Origin of the sequence: Crenothrix polyspora (genome assembly GCF_900163755.1) — a bacterium.
GTDB classification, from domain to species: Bacteria; Pseudomonadota; Gammaproteobacteria; order Methylococcales; family Methylomonadaceae; genus Crenothrix; species Crenothrix polyspora.
In genome coordinates this window covers 14,218-40,679 of sequence record NZ_FUKI01000170.1, presented here as the reverse complement: position 1 = coordinate 40,679, position 26,462 = coordinate 14,218, and the positions used below count along the sequence as shown (strand labels likewise).

The following is a 26,462-nucleotide window of genomic DNA, read 5'->3' as shown; positions in this document are numbered from 1 at the left end:
AATTATGTATTACCAATCTCTAACTTTGACAGCAAAGGCGATTTGTTAATTCCTTTTGCTAAATAAACTTGCCAGGATTTTTTAAGTACTTCGTAAGCATTCACCGCAGCTTCTCTTGAAGCAAACTGAGCAAAAACGCAAGCACCTGTTCCCGTTAATCTTGACTCCGAAAATTCAGACAAAGCCAACAAAGCATTTTCAACTGCTTGGTAACGCCGACTAACCACATCAACACAATCATTTTGATGCTGGCCAGCCGTGAATTCAGCTATTGTGATGGATTTACTATCCCGTGTCAAATCATTAGCTAAAAATATTTCTCTGGTCTCAACGTGACAATCAGGCTTAATGATAACAACCCACTGTTCTAACGGTTCAATTTTCTCAAGCTTTTCACCGACACCTTCGGCCCAGGCCGCATAGCCGTAAACAAAAATCGGAACATCCGCACCCAAAGTCAAGCCCAAAGCCATGAGTTTTTCAATAGGCAATTGTAATCCCCATAACTGATTTAAAACCACTAAAACAGTCGCCGCATCCGAGCTACCACCGCCTAAGCCACCGCCCATTGGTAAGTTTTTTTCTACTTCTATACACACGCCCTGCGCACAACCTGTCTCAGCTTTTAACAACATCGCGGCTCGCACCGTTAAATCAGTAACCTCAGCGACACCTGGAATCGGTTGTTTTAAGCTAATAGAACAATCCCCAACAGGGTGAAAAATCAGCCAATCACATAAATCCACAAACTGAAATACGGTTTGCAATAAATGGTAACCATCGGGTCTTTGACCAACGATACGCAGCATTAAATTCAACTTGGCAGGTGCTGGCCATTTATCTCCCCACCCTGATTGCTTAATTTGCCTTGATGTCATTTAAACTCCATTCATCTACCATTACTTTTAATCTTAATTGGCCATTCATCACCGTCATTTTTCGCGGCATGATTTGCTTACCTACCGATTGCATTTCTTTATAGGCAATCAGCCACTGACCCTGTTTAAAACCCTCTGCCGTCTCAAAAAACGCCATACCAGGCTCAGGCAAACCCACCACCCAATAACGCAAAGAGTGGATAGGAACCGCCATACCCAACTGCTGCTCTATAAACTGCTCTGGCTCGGCCGATGTTTGCACATTTTTACCACCACGATCAATAACCACCTGATCTTTGCTTAACCGAATCAGGACCGCACCTTGCCCTAGTGGCCCAGATAACTTGATTTGTTCATTATCCACTTGGTGCTGCCAAGCCATGTTAGCCGACCAAGAATCTTGCTTAGCACTCAACGCTAACCGACCCTCCAAAGACCATTGTTGCAGAGCATACAGATGGCTACGCTCCGACTTCAAGTACGGCTGACTGGGCAACTCCGGCGTTGTGGAACAGGCTGTCAATAGCACAGTAGCCAACAGCCCTATGATGGACAAGCACCGTTGCATTACAAAGCACCTTTTAACACACGATTTTGCACACCTAATAAATACTCATCATTTGGGGCTATCTTTATGGCTTTATCAAATAACTTTTTAGCCTCCTCTTTTCTATTAACCGCCCACAATACCTCAACCAGATGCGCCGTTATCTCATGCTCTGGCTTTTTATTGTATGCTCGCTGCAAATAACTCAATGCCTGATTATTATGACCCAATTTAAACTGCAACCAACCGTAACTGTCCATAATTACCGCTTCATTGGGCTGTAACTCTAAAGCATGTTTTAAATATTTCTCCGCTTCGCCATAACGATGCGTCTTATCCAACAAACTGTAACCTAAAGCATTTAATGCTTCAGGGTTATCGGGATTTTTTTCCAATATTTTACGTAAATCAGTCTCCAACAAATCGAATCGCCCAATACGTTCCGCCATCAAGGCGCGGGTATAAAGCAATTCCTTATCATCTGCCGAATCAGCCAACGCTGCCGTTAACAAATCAAACGCTTGTTGATAACGCTTTTGCTGACTGTACAAATCTGCCTGCATCAAAACCATACGCTGCTTTTGCTCAGGGTACTTTGCCTTCGAACGCTCTAAGCGCATCGCCGCTTCATCAAACTGATTGTCTTTAGCCAACAGTGCAATCGCAGACAGCGATGCCTCCAGCGCTAGCGGCGGCTCAGTGACCTGATCAAACCAAACCAATGCTTTGTCTTTATTGCCCTGACTTTCGTCTATCTTGCCCAAATAAAAACTGGCTTGACTACGCCACTCAGGCTTATCAACCAATTTTGCAAAAATTTCTTGCGCGTTATTCTCGCGACCCATTTGCATATGCACTAAGCCATAAGCAAACTGGCTGTCATTATCATTCGGATCGGCGGCAATTAAGTCACGGTATATCTCGCCCGCCGCGTCATAATTTTCAGATTTTATTAAGATTTGCGCCAACAATTTTTTAATTTTATCATTATCAGGAAATTTCCTGGCCGCGCTGCTTAACAAAGCCTTGGCCTTCACCGTATCCCCTGAATAAGCCGACAGCTGCGCCTGAAAAATAAGCGCTTTATCCCACTCAGGCTGTATCTTTAATGCCTGCTGTATTTTACTTTCCGCCAGCGTCTGCTTTTTCATTTGTGCCGCTAACAATGACTGCATAAAATACACATTAGCACTGTTTGGAAATGCCATCGCGACATCATCCAGCGCCTCGTAAACAAATGCGATTTTATTATCTTTTTGCACCGCCGCCACCAATTCCATCACGGTTTTATCAAAACCGGCGGGATCAATCTTCATTAGCATGTTTAAATGTTCTACCGCTGCTTGCTTATCAGCATTTTTCACCGCAGATAATGCGGCTATTTTTCGGGGCGCAAGATTAGTCGGATCTTGCTGCACCCACAAAGCCACGGCTTCATCGGTTTTACCGGTATTTTTGGCATACACAGCAATCATCGCGGCTCTTTCAGCAAAGCGCGGATCATGCACCCGTTTGGCAGCTTCCATATAACCTTCTAGCGCCACATCAAACTGCCCACGTTGGCCGGCAATTTCTGCGGTCAACAACATAAACATCACATCAGGATCAATAGATGTCTTATCTGCGCTGGCGCGCATCTTTCCTGTCAACTCAGTTGGCTTAGCCGATAACACACCCGCATCGGTACGTGGTTTAGGCGAACTAGCACAAGCACTCAGTAAAAAAAACGTTACTATCGTAAAAAATCTACACATCAACACACAGCCCCTATTGGCTACTCACTATTTCAATGGTGATAGGTTATCAGAAAAACCAACTGTTTCAGATAGCTGATTTATTCCTTGTTGGATTAAACAGTGATATTTTTATAAAATGGCTAAACTGCGGTGTGCCCTTTTCCAGCTGACAGATTAAATTTCATCACCAACAATGGCGAGTACTCCGGTATTTATATTGATCAGCATCAGGATAAACTCCAAAACAACTTCCGATCACTGTTAAGATACGCAATCCTAAAAGACATCAACACTATGACATTTATCGCAGTAGGAATTAATTATAACACCGCACCGGTTGCCATCCGAGAGCGCTTGGCATTTCCTACTGATATATTAGCCACTGCTTTACAGCAATTATCTCAAGTACAAAACATACAGGAGGCCGCAATACTGTCTACCTGTAACCGCACCGAGTTTTATTGCAATGCGTCAAGCGCTGACCGAAACATCCTCATCGCTTGGATAGCCAGCCATAAAAATCTCGATCCTGCCAGCCTAGCGCCCTATTTATACAGCCACACCGATCGCTCGGTATGCCGACACATGTTTCGTGTTGCCAGTGGTTTAGATTCCATGATTTTAGGTGAGCCACAAATTTTAGGCCAAATGAAAACCGCTTATCAAGCTGCCTACGATGCGGGTACACTAGGCAAGCAATTAGGGCGATTGTTTCAACATACGTTTACCACCGCCAAAAAAGTCCGCACTGATACCGCAATAGGCACTAGCTCAGTCTCAGTAGCATTTGCTGCTGTACAACTGGCACAACAAATTTTCGACAAACTCAGCGAACAAACCGCCTTACTCATAGGTGCGGGCGAAACCATAGAACTCACTGCACGCCACCTGGCGCAGCACGGTATCAAACGTATTATTATTGCCAATCGCACTTACGATAAGGCGCATACCTTAGCCGCCCAGTTTAACGGCTATGCTATCGAATTAGCCGAACTGCCCGCACATTTAGCTGAAGCCGACATCATCATTTCATCAACCGCCAGTCAACTGCCCATATTAGGCAAAGGCAGCGTTGAAAGTGCGCTTAAAAAACGCAAACACAAACCCATGTTTATGGTCGATTTAGCGGTACCACGCGACATTGAAAGCGAAGTCGGCACACTTGATGATGTGTATCTGTACACCATTGATGATTTACAGCATATTATTGATCAGAATAAAGACTCACGCCGCTTGGCCGCAGAGCAAGCCGAAGACATCATTGACACCCAAGTCAACGACTTTCTCGCCTGGCTCAATGCACAAAGCGCCCAAGCCACTATTCAGGACTACCGCTTTCAAGCCGAACAACAGCGCGATGATGCCTTACAAAAAGCCCTCAGCTTATTAAAAAATGGCATACCACCCGAAGTCGTACTGAATCGTCTGGCACACAGTTTAACCAATAAACTGATCCATACCCCTAGCACACAAATTAGACAAGCTGCCGAAAACGAACGTTACGATTTGGTTGCCGCCGCCCGCGATATTTTTAAACTACCCCCCATCCAATGAAACCATCCATACAATTAAAACTGGAAAACCTGTCCGAACGCTATGATGAAATAGCCGCCCTGCTTTCCGAACCCGAAGTACAAAGCAATCAAAATAAATTCCGCAGCTTAAGCCAAGAGTACGCACAAATCAGCCCGCTGGTAGATTGCTACAAACGCTATGAAGCGCTGATAGACACACTGGCATCCGCCAAAGACATGGCCAATGACAGCGATCCTGAGCTACGCGACATGGCCAAAGAAGAAATTTTAGATACCGAAAACCAGCTTGATACACTGGATCATGAGCTGCAACTGTTATTGCTACCCAAAGATCCCAATGACACCCGCAATATTTTTCTGGAAATCCGTGCCGGCACCGGTGGCGATGAAGCGGCAATTTTCTCCGGTGATTTATCAAGAATGTACCAGCGTTATGCAGAAAAAAAAGGCTGGCAAACTGAAATCATCAATGAAAGCCACGGTGACCACGGTGGCTACAAAGAAGTCATCCTGCGAGTGTCTGGGCGTGATGTGTACTCGCAATTAAAATTTGAATCCGGCGCACACCGTGTACAGCGCGTACCAGAAACCGAATCCCAAGGCCGCGTGCATACCTCCGCCTGCACCGTCGCTATTATGCCGGAAGTAGACGAAGTCGATGCTATCGACATCAATCCGTCTGATTTAAAAGTGGACACTTACCGCGCTTCCGGTGCCGGTGGCCAGCACATCAACAAAACCGAATCCGCCATCCGTATCACCCACATTCCCAGCGGTGTAGTTGTTGAATGCCAAGATGAACGCTCGCAGCATAAAAACAGGGCGCGGGCGATGTCGTTATTGGCTTCGCGCCTACTGTCCGCCGAACAGGAAAAGCACCACGCCGAACAATCCGCCACCCGCAAGTTGCAAGTGGGCAGCGGCGACCGTTCTGAGCGCATCCGCACTTATAACTATCCGCAAGGCCGATTAACAGATCATCGTATCAACCTCACCTTGTACAAACTGGATGACATCATGCAAGGTGGCTTGGAGCAAGTTATCCAGCCACTCATCAGTGAGCATCAAGCCGAATTACTGACGCAACTAGGCGACAACTGAGAACATGCTCAGTATCCAAACAGCATTGGATCAGGCCACAGAGCGGCTTTCGACAAGTTCCGAATCAGCGGCTTTAGATGCAGAAGTGTTACTGTGCTTGACGCTGCAAAAGCAACGCTCACACCTGCGTGCGTGGCCAGATAAAATGCTGGATGCGCCACAGACAGAGGCGTTTTGGGCGGTTGTCGCTAAACGTCAGCAAGGCCAACCCATTGCTTATATCACGGGTATTCGAGAATTTTGGTCGCGTGATTTCAAAGTGTCGCCCGCTGTACTGATACCCAGACCCGACACAGAAGTGTTAATTGAACACGCCTTACGATTGCTTCCCATTAACCAACCGTGCAAAATTATTGATTTGGGTACAGGCTCAGGCATTATTTCCGTTACGCTGGCTGCTGAACGACTCTTGTCAGAGGTAACGGCTACCGACATTAGCGAAACGGCATTAGCGATCGCGCAAAGTAATGCCAAGCAACACTGTGTTGATCATATCCAATTTTATATAAGCGATTGGTTTAGCCAAGTACCTGAGGGCTTATTTGATCTGGTCGTCAGCAACCCGCCTTACATTGCCGAAAATAATCCGCATTTACTGGATGGCGATTTGCGTTTTGAGCCACAAAGCGCACTTATCGCGCTGGATAATGGCCTTAAAGATATTCAAACTTTGGTCGAGCAAAGCCGTAGCCGATTGCACATCGGCGGGCATTTGTTGATCGAACATGGCTATAATCAGCAAGATGCCGTGCAAAATATCTTCCAACATTTCGCTTATAAAAATATACAAACTTATATCGATTTATCGGGACAGCCGCGTGTCACTTATGGCCAATGGCATTCTTAGAACACTTACTGTACTTAATCATAAACCTGAGACAAACCCATGCTAGCCGGCGAAATCCAACTCTCACGCAAACTCACCACTGAACTATTACACTTGGCACAAATTTCCCCTGACCAAGAAATTTGTGGCTTGGTGAGCAGTATTAATCATCAACCTGCGCACTGTTATCCAATTAAAAATGTCGCCACCCTGCCCCAGCAGCAATTTTTGCTGGATGCCGAACAGCAGATCGCTGCCATAAAAACCATGCGTGAACAGGGTGAAGAATTGTTCGCCATTTATCATTCGCACCCTACTTCACCTGCCATTCCCTCGACCACAGATCTGGAACTTGCCGCCTACGACGATGCACTGTATTTAATCATCTCGCTCAACACCAAGGGCGTACTGGAAATGCGCGGCTTCCACATCCATGAAAAAACTGCCCAGGAAGTGGTATTAACGCTGGCTAATGAAAGATAAAGCTTTTGTTTATATTACACTAATTACACCAAACGGAGATCGGGCTTTGTCTGATTATCAGGCAAAACCTGACCTCCAAAGACAAAGCACATATATTTATCAGACAATCAATGCAAATTAAAAGCACTGGGATAGTGTCATTCAATTGAATGAATTACTGGATCGTTTACCGATTAATTATTGGTGCGAGACAAAAAATAGCATATCCCTGTTAGGCAATAATTGATGCCGATTGAAAACGCTACATACAGCGTTTTCACAGTTCAATAGTTACAGCGTAACCGTTCGCACTGAGCTTGTCGAAGNNCTGAGCTTGTCGAAGTGTGCCGTTCATGCTTCGACAAGCTCAGCACGAACGGTGGCTGTAACTGTCCTATTAATGGCTTCGAAAAGCGCTTGAAATGCCATTTTAATAATGACAGCATCAATCACATAATAACGATAATGACACCCAAAAATACCTAATCAGCTATCAAAAAGCCTGGCTAACGCCGTAATTTTCTCTAATTTTGGTCTGTCTTCATAAACACCGCACATAGGAACATCGGACTGCATACCACGGACAAACAAATATCGCACGCCACCAAAATGCTGTTGGTAGTTATAATTGGGCAGGCGTATTTGTAAATATCGGTGTAAAACCACACTATAAAGCCAATATTGCAAACCGTAATTATGCTCACGCATGGCCTGTATCAGAGTTTCATCACTGTAATCCGACAAGGTATTGGTCTTGTAATCCATCACATAATAACGCCCTTGGTACTCGCATATTAAATCAATAAAACCAGTAAGATAACCGGCTATTTGCTTGTTACTCAGTGCTTGAAATACCCGACAGTCTTGTAAAATAGCATTAATGGCCAGGGTATCCAGCGTGTTTAAAGATAAATAAAATGGCATTTCTTTTAAACAGCGCTGATCATGTACATTCATTAAACAAAAATTGTTATCGTCGCTAGATAACGGTGTTGTCACTACCGCGTACAACAGCTCATCCAACAGCGCCGGTTGCTCCAATTTTAAACCGTAACGTAAACACAACTTAGCACTTTGCACAGCAATATCCTTGTGCTCAGCCAATTGCTTAAAGCTATTGGTTTCCAGTAAAGCATGCACCACATTACCTGTCTGCATGCCTCTGGGTAGCAGTGATTGCAACGCGTCAAAGCGTACTTGCGGCGAGTCAGCTTTATCGTCAGTAAATTCCGCTGTATCTTGCAACGTTAAGGCAGAAAGTGCGGTGTAACTGCTCATTTGCCAAGGCGAATACAACGACCGCGTCCGCTTTTGTGCCTGTAAATCCAAAGCCTCTAACGGCTTGTGATAAAGACTATGGGCGGTTTCCGATAAATCCACTAATTGATAATCAAACACCTGGACAAAATCAGCTTTAAAAGTTTTTAGCGTAGCCTGTTGCTGGGAAAAATCAGCATCACTAAATTCTAACAACCAAGCCAGTGCCGAATTATTGGCGGTCGTTGCGGTGCGTACATCTGCCCACGCCACATAACAACGGTATTTTGCGCGGGTTAGCGCGACATAAAGTACCCGCAAATCTTCCGCTAACGCTTCATCCAACGCCTGCACACGCCGCTGTGCAAAATCTTCAGAACCCAAATCAGCAATCATATGCCCTTGTTCATGGCAAATGACCAACGGATCATCGACACGACTGCATTGCCACAAATAAGGACAAAACACGATGTTATATTCCAAGCCTTTAGAGCGGTGTGTGGTGACAATTTTGATAGCATTTTCATCACTTTCTAAACGCAGTTGCTGATCTTCACCGCTGCTGGCTTGATTGATCGCGGTGTGTAAACTATCAACTGTTTTATTAATACTTAAGCGTCGATCAACCGCGATGTGCTGTAATAATTCCAGCACATGCTGAATATTGGTAATTTGACGCTCAGACAGCGGTGTGCTTGATAAATTGGCTTTAATGTTTTCTTGCGCCATTACTTGCTGCATCATCGCCAGTAATCCGGATTTTTGCCAAACTTGATGGTAATTAAAAAACCGCGCCATACCATCATCAACAGCAACTTCATTATTGATAAAGCGGTAAAAACCCTGGCCATCCAACGCAAACCAATTTAACGTCATTGCCTGTTTAAATAATGCACCATCCCCAGGCTCTGCAATAGCACGTAATAAAGTGTAAAGATCAAGTGCTTCTTGGCTAGAAAACACCGACTCCATGCTGTTCAACACCGATGGAATATTAACGGCTCGTAGCGCAGCTTGATAGTCACGCGCTTGTCGATTGCTTCTGACCAGAATAGCAATATCTTTGGGCTGCACACAGCAATCTAATGGTTGCACGCGGTAAGATTGGCTAAGCAAAGTAACAATTTCAACCACCACCGCAGCACATATTGCCAAACCCGCCGCACCCGCCGTCCAATGGCCTTTAGACGCTTCACTGGGTGGCAGTTGCCATAACACCATCGGCGCAATAGCCAAATTTTCTTTATCTATATAGCCGTGTTGTACGCTAAGACCTGGGGTAACTGCGGTAAATTGCAAATCCGGCAGTAAAAAGGCGTTTTCTCGTTGAAATAAGCGATTAACCGCGCTAACCAAGTGCGGATGAGAACGCCAATTGCTAGCTAAAGTAAAGCGATGCTCAGCGGTTTTTTGTGCGCTCAGATAAGAATAAATATCCGCACCCCGAAATTTATAAATCGCTTGTTTAGGATCACCAATCAAATACAAATATTGACTTTGCGCGGCAAAAATACGCGAAAAAATAAACCATTGCTGGTCATCGGTATCTTGAAACTCATCAATCAACGCAACACTAAAATAGTGCCGTAATTGATTAATTAATAATGTGCTGTTATCGCCCCGCAAACTATCGGCCAAACGGGTAATTAAGGCATCAAACGACAGCAGATTTTGTTGTTGCAGTTGTTTGTCTACGTTAATACGGAGGTATTCAAGCAAGCCGCGTCGTAATAACAGTGTACTGCGCTTAATAGCCAGCACCAGATCATCAAACGGCTGCGTATGAATGCTCAAACTCGCAAGATATTCGGTTTTACGCTCATCACCACTTAGGGCTTTGGTGCTACGAAATTTATGGCCATTCAGCCCGTCTTTCAAGCCCTGTTGTGTTAATACAGCCAATGCTTGTGTACTGGGAAGCTGAGTAGTATCCGCTTGTAACCAGGCTTTTAATTCATTCGCGTGATTATGAAATGCTTCGGTGTAGCTGGGTTTGAATTTATCATCAGCAAAACACGATTGCACTATGTCAATAACGCTGTGCCAGATATTATTGGCAGCGTCAAACAACTGTCTTAAAGCCAATAAAGTATCAGTTATGTTTTCATAAACGGGATAAACCTGCATATGCGGCGCAACACTATGAATGCTGGCCAGCAGTTCATCTGGGGTTTTATAACTCACTGTTAAGATCGATGCTTCCCAGCAAGTACGTGGATAAATAGTGCGTCGCCAAAAATCATCCGCGCACTGTTGTTCGATGGATTGAATACTATCGACTAACTCGCTGGTAAATAATTGCCCGCTTTCTAAAGGGCGCTCTTGCAATACCCGCTGACAAAAACCGTGTATGGTAAAAATACTGGCTTGATCAATATTCAGCAACGCCTTATCTAAGCGCTGTTTAATCTGATCGCTGCTTAATGCAAGGCCAGCTAACCAATCGACAATTTTGCTATCGACATCAGCACGACATCCTATTGCCGCTCTTTTAGCCTCAACTAATCGGGCACGAATCCGGTCTTTTAATTCTTCGGTGGCGGCTTTCGTAAAGGTAACCACCAATAACCGCTCTATCTCTATATTTTCTTCAACCACAAAGCGTAAAGCCAACATGGCGATAGCGTAAGTCTTGCCCGTACCAGCACTGGCTTCTATGAGATTAGTACCTTTATAAAGACGCGTTTGCACAGGGTCAAAGCATTGGGTTGACATAGTAAAAAATTTCTCAAAGATAGTTAACGCTGTGCAAGCAAGAAAATATTTTGGGGACAGTGTCCGATTTGGTCATGTCATGTCAATTATTGTGACGGTGGTCACAATTATAAAATATTTATCCCTATTCAATGGCAATTAGTCTAAATTTTCAGTGACTAACATTAAGCCAAAGTGAATTCAACCAATTGAACGCTGATACTGTAGTCATCTGATTATAAATAGAAAATACACATTCATAGATTCTTTAAAAAAATCATTACAAAAAAATTTCATATAACTATTAATTTCACTCATTAGTTAATAATTATGTTTCCAATAAATTAGATTAAAAATAAAATTGCACCCTTTAGTTGAATCCAGCATTTAAAATCAATGTGTTGATCGCTGCGGTTGTAAAGATTATTTATCTGAAAAACTACAACATAACCAACAGACAATTTATGAATGCCACACTTAAATTTACACCTGACTGGCAGTTTTACCCCGCTGCGGAATTTTCTGGCTTCGCATCTTACTGGGATGCGCTGAATCAGCAACTTTATCAGTCGCATCCAATGCTTGATTCGCGTTTTGTTAAGGCATTAATTAAGCACTTTGGTGACGCACAACTTTTATTCGCGGTTTATCCAGAAAATGCAGCACAAAAAGGCAACTATTTATTTACCCAGCCTAAAAATGCCTTAATGTGGCGCACATTTCTACCTAGCCAAACACAAATCGCACCCATGCTGTGCGGTAACCCACAGGCATTACAACACGTATTAACAGGTCTACCTGGCTCAGCGATTTCTATTGATCTGTTATGCCAAGATCCACATTACTCATGTGCTACACAAGCCTTATCACACACAGATACCTGCAATCACGCCGTAACAATTAATATTGATTTAAATGGAAATTTTGATACCTATTGGCAAAATCGATCTAAAAAATTGCAACAAAACATAACGCGTTACTTTAATAGATTACAAAATAATCAATTAGATTGTCGCCTTAATGTTATCTCACAATCCGATGCTTTGCTGCTGGCGTTAGAACGTTATGCTACGCTTGAAACAAAAAGCTGGAAAGGCAAAGCAGGAACAGCAATTACTGCCGGAAATGAACAAGGAAAATTTTACAGTGATATTTTAAGTGCATTTGCAACATCAAATCAGGCGGAAATTGTTGAGTTATACTTAAATAATCAATTAGCCGCCTCGCGTATTAATGTACTTAACAAAAACATGTTAATCACACTTAAAACAACTTATGACGAAGCGCTGTCACGGTACGCACCAGGACGTTTATTACTGTATTTATTGATTAAACGAGAGTTTAGTTTACAGCGCGTTAATTCTATAGAGTTTTATACCAACGCTACACCGGATCAAATCAGTTGGAGTTCAGGGCAGCGTGTTATTGAACATATGACCACGTACCGATCAGCCAATGTAAAGTGGCTACATAACTACCTAAAGCGTATAAAGACGCAATTTACCAAAGCCTAGGATTGGCTTGGTGTCATAAAAAAGGCCGAACCCCAAAAGAGTTCGGCCTTTTTTAATTAAATAAAAACCGTAGCTTACGCCATTGCCTTTACTTTGGAATTCAATCTGCTCTTACCGCGTGACGCTTTATTTTTGTGGATAATGCCTTTGGTTACCGCAGAATCGATAATTGGCATAGCCACGTTTAAAGCTGCTTGAGCTTGTACTTTATCGCCGGATTTAACGGCTAAAATCACTTTCTTTACGAAAGTACGCAGATTGCTGCGTTGTCCTACGTTACGAACACGGCTTTTTTCCGCTTGTTTCGCACGTTTTTTTGCCTGTGGTGAATTAGCCATAAGTTACCGATGCTTCAAAGTCAAGTTAATTAGTCGGGTATTATGATTTTAAATGCTATGATTGTCAACTTTTAACCACTCTCGACGGAAGACACTGTGAGCCGCCAGCTTTTCAAATCCACCTTGATAGTCAGTAGCATGACGCTTATTTCCCGTCTGTTAGGCTTTGTGCGCGATATGTTGATTGCACGTCTGTTTGGTGTGGATCTGGCTACCGATGCATTTTTTGTGGCATTTAAAATCCCCAATTTTTTGCGGCGCTTGTTTACCGAAGGCGCGTTTGCCCACGCCTTTGTGCCTATCGTCACCGAATACAAAGAAAACTCCGATCCCGTCAGCCTCAAGCAATTTATCAACAAAAGCACAGGCACGCTGGCGGTTATTTTACTGGCCATCACGCTGATTGGTGTCATCATAGCCCCATTGCTGATTGTATTATTAGCGCCTGGTTTCTCCTGGCAAGGCACACAACATGACCTTGCCGTGCAAATGCTGCAAATCACCCTGCCCTATTTATTTTTTATCGGGTTAACGGCGTTGGCAGGCAGCATACTCAATGCCCACGATAAATTTGCCGTGCCTGCATTGACTCCGGTATTCCTAAATATTTGCATGATTGCCACCGCTATTTACTTAGCGCCCAAAATGCACAATCCGGTCATAGCCCTAGCTTGGGGTGTGTTTATCGCAGGGATAGTGCAGGTATTGTTTCAGCTTCCGGCACTGATACAACTGGGTCTATTGCCTCGCTTAAAAGTAGATTTCAAAGATCCTGGTATCCAACACTTTCTTAAACAATTACTGCCGTCAATATTCAGCGTGTCGGTCACGCAGATTAATTTATTACTGGATACCCTGGTTGCGTCTTTCTTAACAGTCGGTAGCGTGTCGTGGCTGTATTATTCCGATAGATTAGTGGAATTCCCCGTCGGCATTTTAGGCTTAGCCTTGGGCAGTGTGATATTGCCGCATTTGTCTAAAAACACCGCGACAGAAAATCGTGCCGCCTTTTCACAGACTATTGATTGGGGTTTACGTTTGGCCATCTTGGTCGGCATGCCTGCGACATTGGGTTTGATTTTGCTTGCCGAACCCCTGCTATCCACCTTATTTCAATACAAGGAATTTGGTGCTGACGATGTGATTTTATCTGCGCAAAGTTTACGGGCGTATGCGATTGGCGTGTTAGGTTATATATTGATTAAAGTGTTGGTGGGTGGCTTCACGGCGCGCCAGGATATGAAAACACCGGTGCGCTACGGTATTTATGCGATGGTCGCCAGCCTTGCCCTGAATGTGCTGGCTATCCCTTTGCATCATGCGGGACTAGCGTTGGCAACCTCTTTAGGCGCGTTTATTAATGTGGGTTTGTTGTTAAAGACCTTGCTTAAACAACAGGTTTATCGACCGACTGCCGGTTGGCTGTTATTCACTATTCGCATTGTGTTAGCCAGCATGGCCATGTCCTGGGTTTTATACGCTTACGTTAAACCGGAGTGGTGGCAAGGCTGGAGTTCCGGCGAACGGGTTTTAAACCTGTTGCTGTGGGTTGGTATCGGCATGATTATTTACAGCGCAACGCTATTATTAAGCGGGTTAAGGTTACGGCATTTGACCGTGCCCCATGATAGAATGTAAAAAATGGGTTTATTGAAGATTTCATGCGAATAATTAGAGGCCTGCATCATCTGGAAGCGCTGCACAGCGGCTGCGTACTGACGATTGGCAATTTTGATGGTTTACATCTGGGGCATCTGGCAGTTATTGAAAAATTGTCGGCGCGTGGTATGAATTTGGGGTTGCCGGTGGTGGTCATGATATTTGAACCCCAGCCGCTGGAATATTTCCTAAAAGACAATGCGCCGCCGCGCTTGACCCGCCTGCGTGAAAAAGTCATCCAGTTTGCCAAATTGCCGATAGATGTGCTGCTAATCGCGCATTTTAACGAGCGTTTTGCCAATCTCGACGCAGGGCATTTTGTTGACGATATTCTAATCAACAAGTTGAACGTCAAGCACTTGGTGGTCGGTGATGATTTCCACTTTGGCAAAGCACGCTGTGGTAATTTCGCTATGCTCAAGGACAAGGGCAAGCTACACGGTTTTAGCGTGGAAGATACCGGCTCGTATCTATCGCAAGGCTTAAGAGTGAGTAGCACCTTGATTCGTGATGCACTGGGTGCAGGGGATTTAACCCAGGCCGAGCAACTATTGGGACGACCTTACTCGGTATGTGGACGGGTAGCGCACGGTGGCAAACGCGGCCGCACCATCGGTTTTCCTACAGCCAATATCAAGATGTTCCGAAAAATATCGCCCATTCGTGGCGTATTTGCTGTTACCGTCACCGGCATTGATGATTTTGAACTGACCGGCATTGCCAATGTTGGTACGCGGCCAACGATTGATGGCAACAACGATGTCATCCTGGAAACGCATCTGTTCGATTTTGACGGCGACATTTATGGCCGTTATATCGAGGTGCATTTCAAATACAAAATCCGTGATGAACTGCGATTTCAATCGCTGGAACAGTTGCAAGACCAGATTAAACGCGACGTAGCCCAAACTAAAACCCTTTTTGCACAGAGTACGAGTTGATGACGATAGATTATAAAAAAACCCTGAATTTGCCGAACACTGCGTTTCCGATGAAAGCCAATCTGGCGCAGCGCGAACCCGAACGCCTGAAGAAATGGACGGACGCGGGTTTGTACCAAAAAATTCGTGACCGATTTGCAGGTCAAACCCAGTTCATTTTGCACGACGGCCCCCCGTATGCTAATGGCGAAATTCATATTGGCCATGCCGTCAACAAGGTGTTGAAAGATATTATCGTCAAGTCAAAAAATCTGGGTGGTTTTGATGCGCCCTACGTGCCGGGCTGGGATTGCCACGGCTTGCCGATTGAATTGATGGTGGAGAAGAAAATCGGTAAAGCGGGCGTAAAAGTGTCGGCGGCGGAGTTTAGAAAAGCTTGCCGCGAATACGCCGCCAAGCAGGTTGATATTCAGAAAGAAGCCTTTGTGCGCTTGGGGATTTTGGGCGATTGGGACAATCCGTATTTAACGATGGATTTTGCCTTTGAAGCCAATATCGTGCGTTCCTTGGGTAAGATCAACGTTAACCATCACATAACCAAAGGTGCAAAACCAGTGCATTGGTGTACCGATTGCGGTTCGGCACTGGCAGAAGCCGAAGTGGAGTACGAAGACAAGCATTCTCCTGCGATAGATGTACGTTTTAAGGTGGTGGATGAACATGGGTTTTTAGCACAATGCCATCATGTGCCTGATCATGAGGGTCAGGGCGAATTATCGGTGGTCATCTGGACGACAACACCGTGGACGCTGCCTGCCAACCAGGGCGTGGCGCTGAACCCTGAGCTGGAATATTCAGTCGTCCAATTCCAGAAAGACGGCAAGCATGAGCGCTTATTATTGGCCGAGGCATTAATAAAAACCGCCATGCTGCGCTACGGCATTGAGGATTACCATGTTATCGCTTATTGCAAAGGCAGTGCGCTGGAAAATCAATTACTCCAGCATCCTTTTTATGACCGGCAAGTGCCGATTATCCTAGGCGACCATGTCACGACCGAAGCCGGTACTGGCGCTGTGCATACCGCACCTGGGCATGGCCAGGACGACTATGTGGTCGGTCTGAAATACGGCTTGCCGGTCGACAACCCCGTCGGCGGCGATGGTGTGTTTTTGCCCAATACCGAGTTTTTTGCAGGCCAGCACGTGTTTAACGCCAATGCCAAGGTGTTGGAAGTGCTGGAAGCCAAAGGCCGTTTATTGCACCATCACGCACTGCTGCACAGTTACCCGCATTGCTGGCGGCATAAAACTCCGATTATTTTTCGCGCTACCCCACAATGGTTTATAGCGATGAACAAAAACCATCTGCGCGAACGGGCCTTGGAACAAATCAAACAGGTGGCGTGGTTTCCCGATTGGGGTCAGGCGCGTATTGAAAGCATGGTGGACGGGCGGCCGGATTGGTGTATTTCCCGCCAGCGTACCTGGGGCGTACCGATCACGTTTTTTGTCCATAAAGAAACCGGCGAACTGCACCCGCGCACGCCGGAATTGATTGAACAGATCGCCCTGCGTATTGAACAACAAGGCATAGAAGCCTGGTTTGCGCTGGATAAGCAGGAGTTGCTCGGCGATGAAGCTGCGTTGTACGACAAATCTACTGATACTTTGGATGTATGGTTTGATTCCGGCGTGACCCATGCCTGCGTGCTGGAGACGCGTGATGAATTGGCTTTCCCTGCCGATTTGTATCTGGAAGGTTCTGACCAGCACCGTGGCTGGTTCCAGTCTTCCTTGCTGGCTTCGGTGGCGATGAATTCGGTAGCACCGTATAAAGCGGTGTTGACGCACGGCTTTACCGTCGACAAAAGCGGCGAAAAAATGTCCAAGTCCAAGGGCAATGTCATCCCGCCGCAGTCGGTGATGAAAAACCTGGGCGCGGACGTGTTGCGCTTGTGGATAGCATCGACCGATTACCGCAGCGAAATGCGCGTGGGTGATGAAATTTTGGAGCGCACCTCCGATGGTTACCGGCGCTTACGCAATACCGCCCGTTTCCTATTATCCAACCTGAATGAATTTGACCCCGTCCTGCATTTGGTGGCGACTGCTGATTTGCTGGCACTGGATCGTTGGGTGCTGGATCGAACCTTGGCCTTGCAGGACGACATTAAAACCGCTTACGAAACTTACCAGTTCCAAACCGTATACCAAAAAATCCACCATTTTTGTGTGATTGATTTGGGTGGTTTTTACCTGGATATTATTAAAGACCGACAATATACCGCCAAAGCGGACGGCTTGGCGCGACGCTCTGCGCAAACCGCCATGTACCATGTGCTGGAAGCCTTGACTCGTTGGCTGGCTCCCATCACCAGCTACACTGCTGATGAAATCTGGCAATTTATGCCGGGCCAGCGCAGTGAGTCGGTGTTTTTGGAAACCTGGTATGAAGGTTTAGCAGCATTGGATAGCGATGCAGTGATGGATGCCAGGTTTTGGCAAAATATTATGTCGGTCAGAATGGCCGTCACCAAAGAGCTGGAAAAAGTGCGGGCGCAAGGGGCAATTGGCTCGTCTTTAAATGCCGAGCTGGATTTATATTGTAATGACGAATTGCTGGCCGACCTCAAGCAATTGGGCGATGAGCTGCGCTTTGTGTTTATTACTTCTGGTGCAACATCGTTACCTGAACAGGATGCACCAGACGATGCTGTGGCCACGGACGTGGAAGGCATAAAAATCAAGGTGCGAGTCACAGAGCATAGCAAATGTGTACGCTGTTGGCATCAGCGTCCTGATGTGGGTAGCCATGCCGAGCACCCTGAATTGTGCGGCCGCTGTGTGGAAAATGTGATTGGTGCCGGCGAAGTGAGACATTATGCCTAATGTGAGCAAGTTGAAGTGGTTATGGCTGTCCGCGTTGGCGCTGGGTTTGGATCAGGCCAGCAAGTTGACGGTGTCGGGGGCTATGCAATTGTACGAGTCGATTCCGGTGCTGCCGTATTTTAACCTGACTTATATGCGCAATACTGGAGCAGCGTTCAGTTTTTTAAGCGAAGCCGGTGGCTGGCAACGCTGGTTTTTTGCCGCCTTAGCGTTGGTGATCAGTGTGGTGATGACGTTCTGGTTGGCGCGGTTAAAGCCCCATGAAACCTTACTGGCCATCGCGTTATCGTTGGTGCTGGGCGGTGCGATTGGTAACTTGATAGACCGTCTGGCTTACGGTTATGTCATCGATTTTCTGGATGTGTATTACCAGGATTGGCATTGGCCGGCGTTTAATATTGCTGATTCTGCGATTGTGCTGGGCGTAGGCTTAATGATTGCTGAGTCGTTTGGCATTGGGCGTGGCAAAGCGCCAGATGATATTGAATAACTTGTTCCCAAAATAGCGTTACAACAGAGACGCAACTTCTTGCGTCTCTTATCCCATTTATCTCTTCGGTTAATAAGCCAAACTGAACTCTATGAAACCCGACAGCGCCAGTATCATCAAAAAATACAACCGACTCGCGCCATTTTATGAAGGCATGGAAGCCGTGGTTGAAGGCTTGTTTTTCAGGCACTGGCGCGAAAAGCTGTGGGCAAAAGCCGAGGGCATCCATATTTTGGAAGTGGGCGTAGGCACGGGCAAAAACTTTGCGTATTACCCTAAAAATGCCAAAGTGACTGCGATTGATTTTAGTCCTGCCATGCTGGAACAAGCCCAGCGCAAAAAAGACGCTCGCCATATTGACGTTGATTTGCACCTCATGGATATTGAATTTCTGCAATTTGCCGACAACAGTTTTGATACCGTGGTGGGTTCATTTGTGTTTTGCTCAGTGCCAGCACCTGCTAAAGGTTTGAAGGAACTGCACCGCGTGTGTAAACCGAGCGGTAAAGTTTTACTGCTCGAGCATGTGTTAAGCTCCCGGCGGTTAATTGCCAAATTAATGAATTTTCTCAATCCGCTGGTGTTATCGTTAGTTGGCGCTAATATTAATCGAAATACCGTTAAACAGGTTCAGGGCGGCGCGTTCCGTTTTGTGCGAGTGGATGAGCGCAGTAGCGATATTATTAAGTTGATTGAGGCGTTGAAATAATATGAATAATCACTTTTTAACTGACATAGAAATAATACAGTTTAAGTGTTTTACCGATTTTAAAGCATCTGGCTTTAAGCGCGTTAATTTGATTGGTGGGAAGAATAATATTGGTAAGACGGCGTTTATGGAGGCTTGTTATATTAATTTACATTCTAAAAATATCGACACACTGATAACTGCTATTCACAGTATTAAATTTAGGCGAGAAAACTTGAATTTTTATTCAGAAGGCATAGATGATCAAGAATGTATAGATCATATGCGAAACTACGCGACTAAATCTAATCTAAGTGAAAAATCATTTTATATAACAGAAAAGGATGCGAAGAAAGAATATAAAATCGCCATTAATGACGAAGAGGTAATTATCAATAAAAAAGATTTAAACTTTATTGTTGAACATATTGATACCTGTGAATTTATAGATAACTTTGGCTGGGTCAATCATGAGCTAATTGAAAAATTTCAAGCCATTCAAAAACAAGACCAAGAGCACGAGTTAAATAATTTTGTACGAGAGTTTGATAACAGTATTGAAAACTTTAAAGTTATTGGCGATAAACCACAGTGCAAAACCAATGGCGAATACCGCGATATTGTTGAATTTGGTGATGGTTTAAGACATTATATTTCAATAATCTGCGCTCTTTACGCTTGTGAGAATGGCTATTTATTTATTGATGAAATTGACAATGGCATACATTACAGCCAACTGGATAGATTGTGGGAGCTTATTTTAACGCTGTCTAAAAAAACCAATTGCCAACTGTTTGCCATTACACATTCCAAAGAAATGCTAGAATCGTTTGCGCGTGTCGCTAAAAAACTAAATGAGCAAGATATTAGTTATACGACGCTGGTTAAAAACAAGCAGCAAGAAATTAAGGCCATAACACAAGATTATGAAATGCTGCTTTATAGCATGGCACAAGAGCATGAGGTTCGGTAATGAAATCGATTGCTATCTTGCACGAGGGCAATGCTAAACCAACCCATGACAACTATTTAGTCCGTTTATTGATTCAACATTTAAACTTGGATAATAACTTGGTTGATTTTTATGGCATGGGCAGCAAAAGTAACTTTTTTAAATCGGATTACGTGGCATACCAACTATTAAAACCTAAAATTACCGATAATCAAATCAACAAAATACTTTTATAGTCGATGCTGATTATATAGAAAATGATGCAAAACTGGGTAGATTTGATAATACACAATTAGCATTGGATACTATTATCAAACAACTGGCATTTGAAGATATTAGCCAAACCTATATCACATGTGATCCAATATCTAAAGCAGGTTACTTAGAATCGTTTATTTTATCTACAATTCCTGAAGAGCAAAGAAATTGTATAGAGCATTTTTTAGAATGCTCACAATTTAAATCTAAAGAAAACCACAAAGCTATTCTCAACAAAATTTATAATATCGCCTACCCAAATGCGCCTTATGATTTTGAACATTGTCACTTTAATTCCCTAAAAGAAAAGTTATTACATCTTTTCAATTAGTATTCGACGACGTGCCTAAAGCCGACATTCCGCACCCCTAAATAAAAATTCAGCATTTAAGCAACATATTGATATTTAATGAATTTTAGTATTTTAGACTTTCGAGTTAAAACAAGAAAAATTCATCTCTCGTTTGTTTTTTGTTAAATATAAGCTGATATAAATGACTTTGAAAATACGCCAAAAATTCGAAAAATTTATAACATACTGAAATTATTAAATTAAATTTAATCATAAAATTATGAATAGGGGTGCGGAATGTCGGCTAAAGCTTAATCTGCAACGTTTCTTCCCAGCGTATTAAATCCCAAACAAAAAACCCGCTAAGCCTTTCAGCTTGCGGGTTATTGTACTTATTTTGAATCCCACTGGATTCTTAATTTGGTGCCGATGGCCGGACTCGAACCGGCACAACCTAAGTCACCACCCCCTCAAGATGGCGTGTCTACCAATTTCACCACATCGGCAATATTACCTACACACTACTGAGCTGCTTTTGCTTTTGAACTATCTTTACTAGACGTTACGTGATGCTTTTTATCTTCTTTATGTTTTTTATCTTCTTTATGTTCTTTTTTCTCTTCAACCGCTTTAATCGATTCGGCTTTAGGGACTTCAATTGTCTCTATCGGCGCTTCTTTAGCTGGAACAGATAATGCCTCTACTTTTGGTACTTCTGCAACAGGTGTCACAGCTTTTGCGTCAGCAGCAGTTTGCGACATAGAAGGTGGCTTAACAACCTCATCTATATTGCTTACTGCTGGATTCACACTGGGTACTATAGCCGGCATACTAGGCGCAATAGAAGCATCAGGCGCAGCAGGTACGCTCGGTGTGTCACCGACAGCCGGTGTGTTCATAATATCGTACGCTGCGCCTTTATGTCCGTTAATAACAGCAAGACTCAAACTGGTAATAAAAAATAGGGTCGCTAAAATAGCAGTGGTTCTGGATAAAAACGATGCTGCACCTTGCGCACCAAAAACAGAACCCGCAGAACCGGAACCAAAAGACGCACCTGCGTCAGCACCTTTGCCCTGCTGCATCATCACTAATCCAATGACACCTAATCCCAATAATACATGAATTGCAATAATGACTTGATACATAGCAGCTTAAGCGCCTTAAACCGAACGACAAATTTGTAAAAAGGAGTCCGCATCCAAGGATGCGCCGCCTATGAGTCCACCATCAATGTCAGGCATAGCAAACAAGCCTTTGGCATTATCAGGCTTCGCACTGCCACCATACAAAATTTGCATGTTTTCAGCAATGGCTTGATCTTTCAATGCCAAATATTGGCGAATATAATGGTGCACTTCCTGTGCCTGCTCGTCGGTAGCCGTTCTTCCTGTGCCTATCGCCCATACGGGCTCATAAGCAAGCACCGCATTGGCAAATGCCGCAATACCCGCCGCACTGATAACAGCATCAAGCTGCTCATCAATCACGGAAAAAGTTTGATCTTGCTCACGTTGTTCTAAAGTTTCACCGATACATAAAATGGGTATAAGGCCTTTAGACTGCGCTTGGCAAAACCGCGCTGCTACCGATGCGTTGCTATCGCCATAATAGGTACGCCTTTCGGAATGACCTACGAGCACATATTTGCAGCCGACTTCAACTAACATTGAAGCAGAAATTTCACCGGTAAAAGCACCGGATTCTTTATCGGCAACATTTTGCGCACCTAACGCTAAAAACGTGCCTTTAGCAACGGTTTGCAGTCCGGGTAAAAAAACACTCGGTACGCATACAGCAACGTCGGTACTTGAATCTAAACCGGCAATGACACCTCTTGCTAGCGCTTCAGCACTGGCAAGTGTTCCATTCATTTTCCAATTACCTACAACTAGCGATCTACGCATCGTTACCCCCAATAGAATAAATCCGAGTATGATATATTTTAACGACCATAAATTCAAGCACCTATTGCTTTTTTGACGGTATCTGCCAGATCATGCGCATAATTTGCGACCGCAACACCATCCTGCCCCTCCACCATCACCCGAATTAATGGCTCGGTACCGGAGGGGCGCAGTAACACTCTACCGGTATTTCCGAGCTTATTTTCAACAGCTTTAACGGCAGATTGAATGCTGTCATTGGCCTCAGGATTAATTTTTGACTTGGTCTTAACGTTAACTAAAATTTGCGGGTATTTTTGCATACCCGACTTTAACTCATGCAAGTTTTTGCCACTACCTTGTATTTCCGACATCACTTGCAAAGCAGCAATAATGCCATCGCCGGTAGTAGTTTTGTCGAGACAAATAATATGCCCTGAGTTCTCGCCGCCCAAAATACCTTTATGCTCCTCTAACAACTGCATAACATAACGATCACCTACATTTGCTCGGATCAAGTCGATACCTAACTTTTGCAGGCCATGCTGCATACCCAGATTTGTCATTAAAGTACCCACCACAGGGCCTGTCATCTGCTTAGCATCTAATCTCGATTTAGCGATAATATAAATCAACTCGTCGCCATCAACAATTTCACCCTTATGATCGACCATAATAAGGCGATCACCGTCACCATCCAAAGCGATGCCTAAATCGGCTTTGTGCGCTAATACGGCAGCAGCCAGCAATGCTGGCTGAGTTGCCCCACACTTGTCATTAATATTGATACCGTTTGGTTCTGCGCCAATAGTAATAACTTCCGCACCGACTTCACTGAACACATGTGGTGCAATATGGTAAGTTGCACCGTGCGCACAATCAACCACCAATTTCATGCCGAAAAAATCTAAATGTGACGACACGCTGGCTTTACAAAATTCAATGTAGCGACCCGCAGCATCTGATAAGCGCCTGGCCTTGCCCAGCTTTGACGATTCAACAGTCGTAATCGGTGAATCCAAATAATGCTCTATTTCATACTCAACTTCATCAGGTAACTTTGTGCCCTGTTTTGAAAAAAACTTAATGCCATTATCATAATACGGGTTATGTGATGCACTGATCACAATGCCAGCCTGTGCTCTTAAGGTGCGCGTTAAATACGCAATACCTGGCGTAGGCATAGGGCCTAGCAAGTGCGTCCCCATACCAGCAGCTGTTAAACCCGCTTCTAAAGCAGATTCAAACATATATCCCGAAATACGTGTGTCTTTACCTACCAACACAAAATTATCGACTTTATCGGCAAATACGCGACCCGCTGCCCAACCCAGTTTTAATAAAAAATCTGCGGTAATTGGCGGTTCGCCTACTTTTCCTCTGATGCCATCAGTGCCAAAATATTTTTTTGTCATGCTATTAATCCCTTTTATTGGTATGACGTGTAATGCTATCTTATATATGTCGTTAAAAACGTTCAAAAAAAAGGAGAGATACTATCTCCCCCTCTTTTCGAGTTAAACCAGACAAAGCTTAACTTTGCCTGGCTGTTTCACCGATTGATTTTTCAGTAGACTTACTGTCTTTAAATTCATCAGACTTAACACCGCCACCATGCGAAGAAGGGGTATCATCCCAGCCTTGCGGATCGCGCACAGGTATGCGTGCCATTAAGTCATCAATTTGATATTTATCAATGGTTTCGTATTTCATTAATGCATCGGCCATAGAGTGTAAAATATCAATATTTTCACGCAGAATTTTTTCGGCACGCTCATAGTTACGGTCAATGAAAGAACGAATTTCTTCATCAATAGTGTGCGAAGTTTCTTCGGCAACGGTTTTATGCTGTGTTACCGAACGCCCCAAGAATACTTCGCCTTCTTCTTCACTGTACGCCAAAGGCCCTAATCGTTGTGACAACCCCCACTTAGTCACCATATTTCTGGCCAATTCAGTTGCGCGCTCAATGTCATTAGACGCACCGGTACTGACTTGTTCCCAGCCAAAAACAATTTCTTCAGCAATACGACCACCGTATAAACTGGAAATCATACTGTCGAGCTTTTGTTTGCTGGCACTGTACTGGTCACGCTCAGGCAAGAACATAGTGACACCTAATGCACGACCACGCGGCATAATACTGACTTTGTACACAGGGTCATGCTCAGGCACTAATTTGCCAACAATAGCGTGTCCGGCCTCGTGATAAGCGGTCATTTTCTTTTCTTTTTCGTTCATGACCATTGAATGCCGCTCAACACCCATAATCAATTTGTCTTTGGCTTTTTCCAAATCACTCATGTTGATCATACGCTTGTTCATTCTGGCTGCAAACAATGCGGCTTCATTGATCAAATTGGCTAAATCAGCTCCTGAAAAGCCGGGTGTGCCTTGGGCAATATATTTAGGGATAACATCATCAGATGCCGGTACTTTTCTCAAATGAACTTTAAGAATTTGCTCACGGCCTCTAACATCAGGCAAACCCACAACTACCTGGCGATCAAATCGGCCTGGGCGTAACAGCGCTTTATCCAATACGTCGGCACGGTTAGTCGCAGCAACGACAATAATACCTTCATTGCCTTCAAAGCCATCCATCTCAACCAATAATTGATTTAAGGTTTGTTCACGCTCATCGTTACCACCCCCTAAGCCTGCGCCACGTTGGCGACCAACGGCATCAATTTCGTCGATAAAGATAATACAGGGCGCGTGTTTTTTGGCTTGTTCAAACATGTCACGCACCCGCGAAGCGCCAACACCAACAAACATTTCCACAAAATCAGAACCGGATATGGTGAAAAACGGCACTTTGGCTTCACCGGCAATGGCACGCGCCAGCAACGTTTTACCGGTACCTGGCGGGCCTATCATTAACGCACCGCGTGGAATTTTACCACCCAAGCGTTGATACTTAGCAGGATCTTTCAGAAAATCGACCATTTCAACCACTTCTTCTTTGGCTTCATCGCAACCGGCCACATCCGCAAAAGTAACCTTAATTTGATCTTCTTCCAGCATACGGGCTTTACTTTTGCCAAAATTCATGGCACTGCGGCCACCGGCTCCGCCACCTTGCATTTGACGCATAAAGAAAACCCAGACCCCAATCAATAACAACATGGGGCCAAAAGACACCAATAATTGCATTATTAACGAAGGCTGCTCAGGCGGAACCGCCTTTATTTCAACGTTATTGGCTAATAAATCATCGACAAGATGGGTATCTGACGGCGCATAAGTTCTAAAAACCTGCCCTCCTTGCATTTTCCCTTTGATAATATGTTCATCAATCATAACCTGCTGGACTTGCCCAGCTTTTACCGCATGAATAAACTGCGAGTAAGATAATGACTGATCGCCTCGTTCATTTTGAGGGGCAAAATTATTAAAGATGGACATCAACACAATAGCAATGACAACCCATAAGAGTATATTCTTTATCGTATCGTTCAATTTACACGCCCCGAACCTAACTGGTTCATATTATAAAAAACAGGGTGATTATATCAGGAGTTGACTTTTCTAACTGCAAAGTATTTATTCCAAATAACCCAATTACACTTGCTAT

At 44.3% G+C, this 26,462-nt stretch carries 22 protein-coding genes and 1 tRNA gene; 13 read left to right on the top strand and 10 right to left on the bottom strand.

Annotation, left to right across the window (positions count from 1 at the left end; translation table 11 throughout):
- Positions 1-2: 2 nt before the first annotated feature.
- Genes ispE through CRENPOLYSF2_RS17560 form a run of 3 tightly spaced genes read right to left on the bottom strand, consistent with a single transcriptional unit; the run spans position 3 to position 3,179 of the window.
- Positions 3-878 carry a 4-(cytidine 5'-diphospho)-2-C-methyl-D-erythritol kinase gene (ispE, locus tag CRENPOLYSF2_RS17570; RefSeq protein ID WP_087145254.1) on the bottom strand — a complete coding sequence of 292 codons (876 nt, stop codon included), beginning with the start codon at positions 876-878 and terminating at the stop codon, positions 3-5.
- Positions 859-1,446, bottom strand: coding sequence for a lipoprotein insertase outer membrane protein LolB (gene lolB / locus CRENPOLYSF2_RS17565; protein ID WP_087145253.1), 588 nt, complete (start codon positions 1,444-1,446; stop codon positions 859-861). Before lolB ends, ispE begins: the two co-directional genes overlap by 20 nt.
- Positions 1,446-3,179 (bottom strand): tetratricopeptide repeat protein, encoded by a 1,734-nt coding sequence (locus CRENPOLYSF2_RS17560; protein ID WP_245808052.1) that lies wholly within the window; start codon positions 3,177-3,179, stop codon positions 1,446-1,448. The genes lolB and CRENPOLYSF2_RS17560 overlap by 1 nt, the downstream gene beginning before the upstream one ends.
- A 276-nt stretch (positions 3,180-3,455) precedes the next feature.
- On the opposite strand from CRENPOLYSF2_RS17560, the gene hemA reads away from it, so the two are divergent.
- Genes hemA through CRENPOLYSF2_RS17540 form a run of 4 tightly spaced genes read left to right on the top strand, consistent with a single transcriptional unit; the run spans position 3,456 to position 7,106 of the window.
- Positions 3,456-4,715, top strand: a complete 1,260-nt coding sequence (gene hemA, locus CRENPOLYSF2_RS17555) for a glutamyl-tRNA reductase (RefSeq protein ID WP_087145313.1) — start codon at positions 3,456-3,458, stop codon at positions 4,713-4,715.
- Entirely contained in the window at positions 4,712-5,797 is a 1,086-nt protein-coding gene (prfA, locus tag CRENPOLYSF2_RS17550; RefSeq protein ID WP_087145251.1) for a peptide chain release factor 1, read from the top strand. Before hemA ends, prfA begins: the two co-directional genes overlap by 4 nt.
- 4 nt (positions 5,798-5,801) lie before the next feature.
- Complete coding sequence (prmC, locus tag CRENPOLYSF2_RS17545) at positions 5,802-6,644, top strand: peptide chain release factor N(5)-glutamine methyltransferase (RefSeq protein WP_087145250.1); 843 nt, start codon at positions 5,802-5,804, stop codon at positions 6,642-6,644.
- Positions 6,645-6,683: 39 nt separating this feature from the next.
- Positions 6,684-7,106, top strand: coding sequence for a M67 family metallopeptidase (locus tag CRENPOLYSF2_RS17540; protein WP_087145249.1), 423 nt, complete (start codon positions 6,684-6,686; stop codon positions 7,104-7,106).
- A 465-nt stretch (positions 7,107-7,571) separates the two neighbouring features.
- On the opposite strand, the gene recB is transcribed toward CRENPOLYSF2_RS17540, so the two are convergent.
- Positions 7,572-11,057: an exodeoxyribonuclease V subunit beta gene (gene recB / locus CRENPOLYSF2_RS17535; protein ID WP_087145248.1), complete on the bottom strand. Its 3,486-nt coding sequence runs from the start codon at positions 11,055-11,057 to the stop codon at positions 7,572-7,574.
- Positions 11,058-11,500: 443 nt separating this feature from the next.
- On the opposite strand from recB, the gene CRENPOLYSF2_RS17530 reads away from it, so the two are divergent.
- Complete coding sequence (locus CRENPOLYSF2_RS17530; protein ID WP_140396896.1) at positions 11,501-12,550, top strand: GNAT family N-acetyltransferase; 1,050 nt, start codon at positions 11,501-11,503, stop codon at positions 12,548-12,550.
- Between the two features lie 74 nt (positions 12,551-12,624).
- Here the strand turns inward: CRENPOLYSF2_RS17530 and rpsT are convergent, their stop codons facing one another.
- Complete coding sequence (gene rpsT / locus CRENPOLYSF2_RS17525; protein ID WP_087145246.1) at positions 12,625-12,888, bottom strand: 30S ribosomal protein S20; 264 nt, start codon at positions 12,886-12,888, stop codon at positions 12,625-12,627.
- A 96-nt stretch (positions 12,889-12,984) separates the two neighbouring features.
- On the opposite strand from rpsT, the gene murJ reads away from it, so the two are divergent.
- The 8 genes from murJ (at position 12,985) to CRENPOLYSF2_RS17485 (ending at position 21,038) form a co-directional block, all read left to right on the top strand.
- Positions 12,985-14,526: a murein biosynthesis integral membrane protein MurJ gene (gene murJ, locus CRENPOLYSF2_RS17520; protein WP_087145245.1), complete on the top strand. Its 1,542-nt coding sequence runs from the start codon at positions 12,985-12,987 to the stop codon at positions 14,524-14,526.
- 23 nt (positions 14,527-14,549) lie between these two features.
- A complete protein-coding gene (gene ribF, locus CRENPOLYSF2_RS17515) occupies positions 14,550-15,488 on the top strand; it encodes a bifunctional riboflavin kinase/FAD synthetase (protein ID WP_087145244.1) in 939 nt (312 codons plus the stop codon).
- The gene (ileS, locus tag CRENPOLYSF2_RS17510) at positions 15,488-18,319 is read left to right on the top strand and encodes an isoleucine--tRNA ligase (protein ID WP_087145243.1); all 2,832 of its coding nucleotides are present in this window, start codon (positions 15,488-15,490) and stop codon (positions 18,317-18,319) included. Before ribF ends, ileS begins: the two co-directional genes overlap by 1 nt.
- A complete protein-coding gene (gene lspA / locus CRENPOLYSF2_RS17505; protein WP_087145242.1) occupies positions 18,312-18,809 on the top strand; it encodes a signal peptidase II in 498 nt (165 codons plus the stop codon). The genes ileS and lspA overlap by 8 nt, the downstream gene beginning before the upstream one ends.
- Before the next feature lie 91 nt (positions 18,810-18,900).
- Entirely contained in the window at positions 18,901-19,518 is a 618-nt protein-coding gene (locus tag CRENPOLYSF2_RS17500) for a class I SAM-dependent methyltransferase (RefSeq protein ID WP_087145241.1), read from the top strand.
- Between the two features lies 1 nt (position 19,519).
- On the top strand, positions 19,520-20,470 hold the full coding sequence (locus CRENPOLYSF2_RS17495; protein WP_087145240.1) for an AAA family ATPase: 951 nt from the start codon (positions 19,520-19,522) through the stop codon (positions 20,468-20,470).
- Complete coding sequence (locus CRENPOLYSF2_RS17490; RefSeq protein WP_087145239.1) at positions 20,470-20,685, top strand: hypothetical protein; 216 nt, start codon at positions 20,470-20,472, stop codon at positions 20,683-20,685. Before CRENPOLYSF2_RS17495 ends, CRENPOLYSF2_RS17490 begins: the two co-directional genes overlap by 1 nt.
- Before the next feature lie 62 nt (positions 20,686-20,747).
- Complete coding sequence (locus tag CRENPOLYSF2_RS17485; RefSeq protein WP_087145238.1) at positions 20,748-21,038, top strand: hypothetical protein; 291 nt, start codon at positions 20,748-20,750, stop codon at positions 21,036-21,038.
- A 382-nt stretch (positions 21,039-21,420) separates the two neighbouring features.
- Here CRENPOLYSF2_RS17485 and CRENPOLYSF2_RS17480 read toward each other — a convergent pair.
- From CRENPOLYSF2_RS17480 to ftsH, 5 genes are all read right to left on the bottom strand, one after another.
- A tRNA-Leu gene (locus CRENPOLYSF2_RS17480) sits at positions 21,421-21,505 on the bottom strand.
- 15 nt (positions 21,506-21,520) lie between these two features.
- On the bottom strand, positions 21,521-22,147 hold the full coding sequence (gene secG / locus CRENPOLYSF2_RS19545) for a preprotein translocase subunit SecG (protein ID WP_245808051.1): 627 nt from the start codon (positions 22,145-22,147) through the stop codon (positions 21,521-21,523).
- A 15-nt stretch (positions 22,148-22,162) separates the two neighbouring features.
- A complete protein-coding gene (gene tpiA / locus CRENPOLYSF2_RS17470; RefSeq protein ID WP_087145237.1) occupies positions 22,163-22,906 on the bottom strand; it encodes a triose-phosphate isomerase in 744 nt (247 codons plus the stop codon).
- Positions 22,907-22,959: 53 nt separating this feature from the next.
- A complete protein-coding gene (gene glmM, locus CRENPOLYSF2_RS17465; protein WP_087145236.1) occupies positions 22,960-24,300 on the bottom strand; it encodes a phosphoglucosamine mutase in 1,341 nt (446 codons plus the stop codon).
- A 118-nt stretch (positions 24,301-24,418) separates the two neighbouring features.
- A complete protein-coding gene (ftsH, locus tag CRENPOLYSF2_RS17460) occupies positions 24,419-26,347 on the bottom strand; it encodes an ATP-dependent zinc metalloprotease FtsH (RefSeq protein WP_087145235.1) in 1,929 nt (642 codons plus the stop codon).
- Positions 26,348-26,462 lie beyond the last annotated feature (115 nt).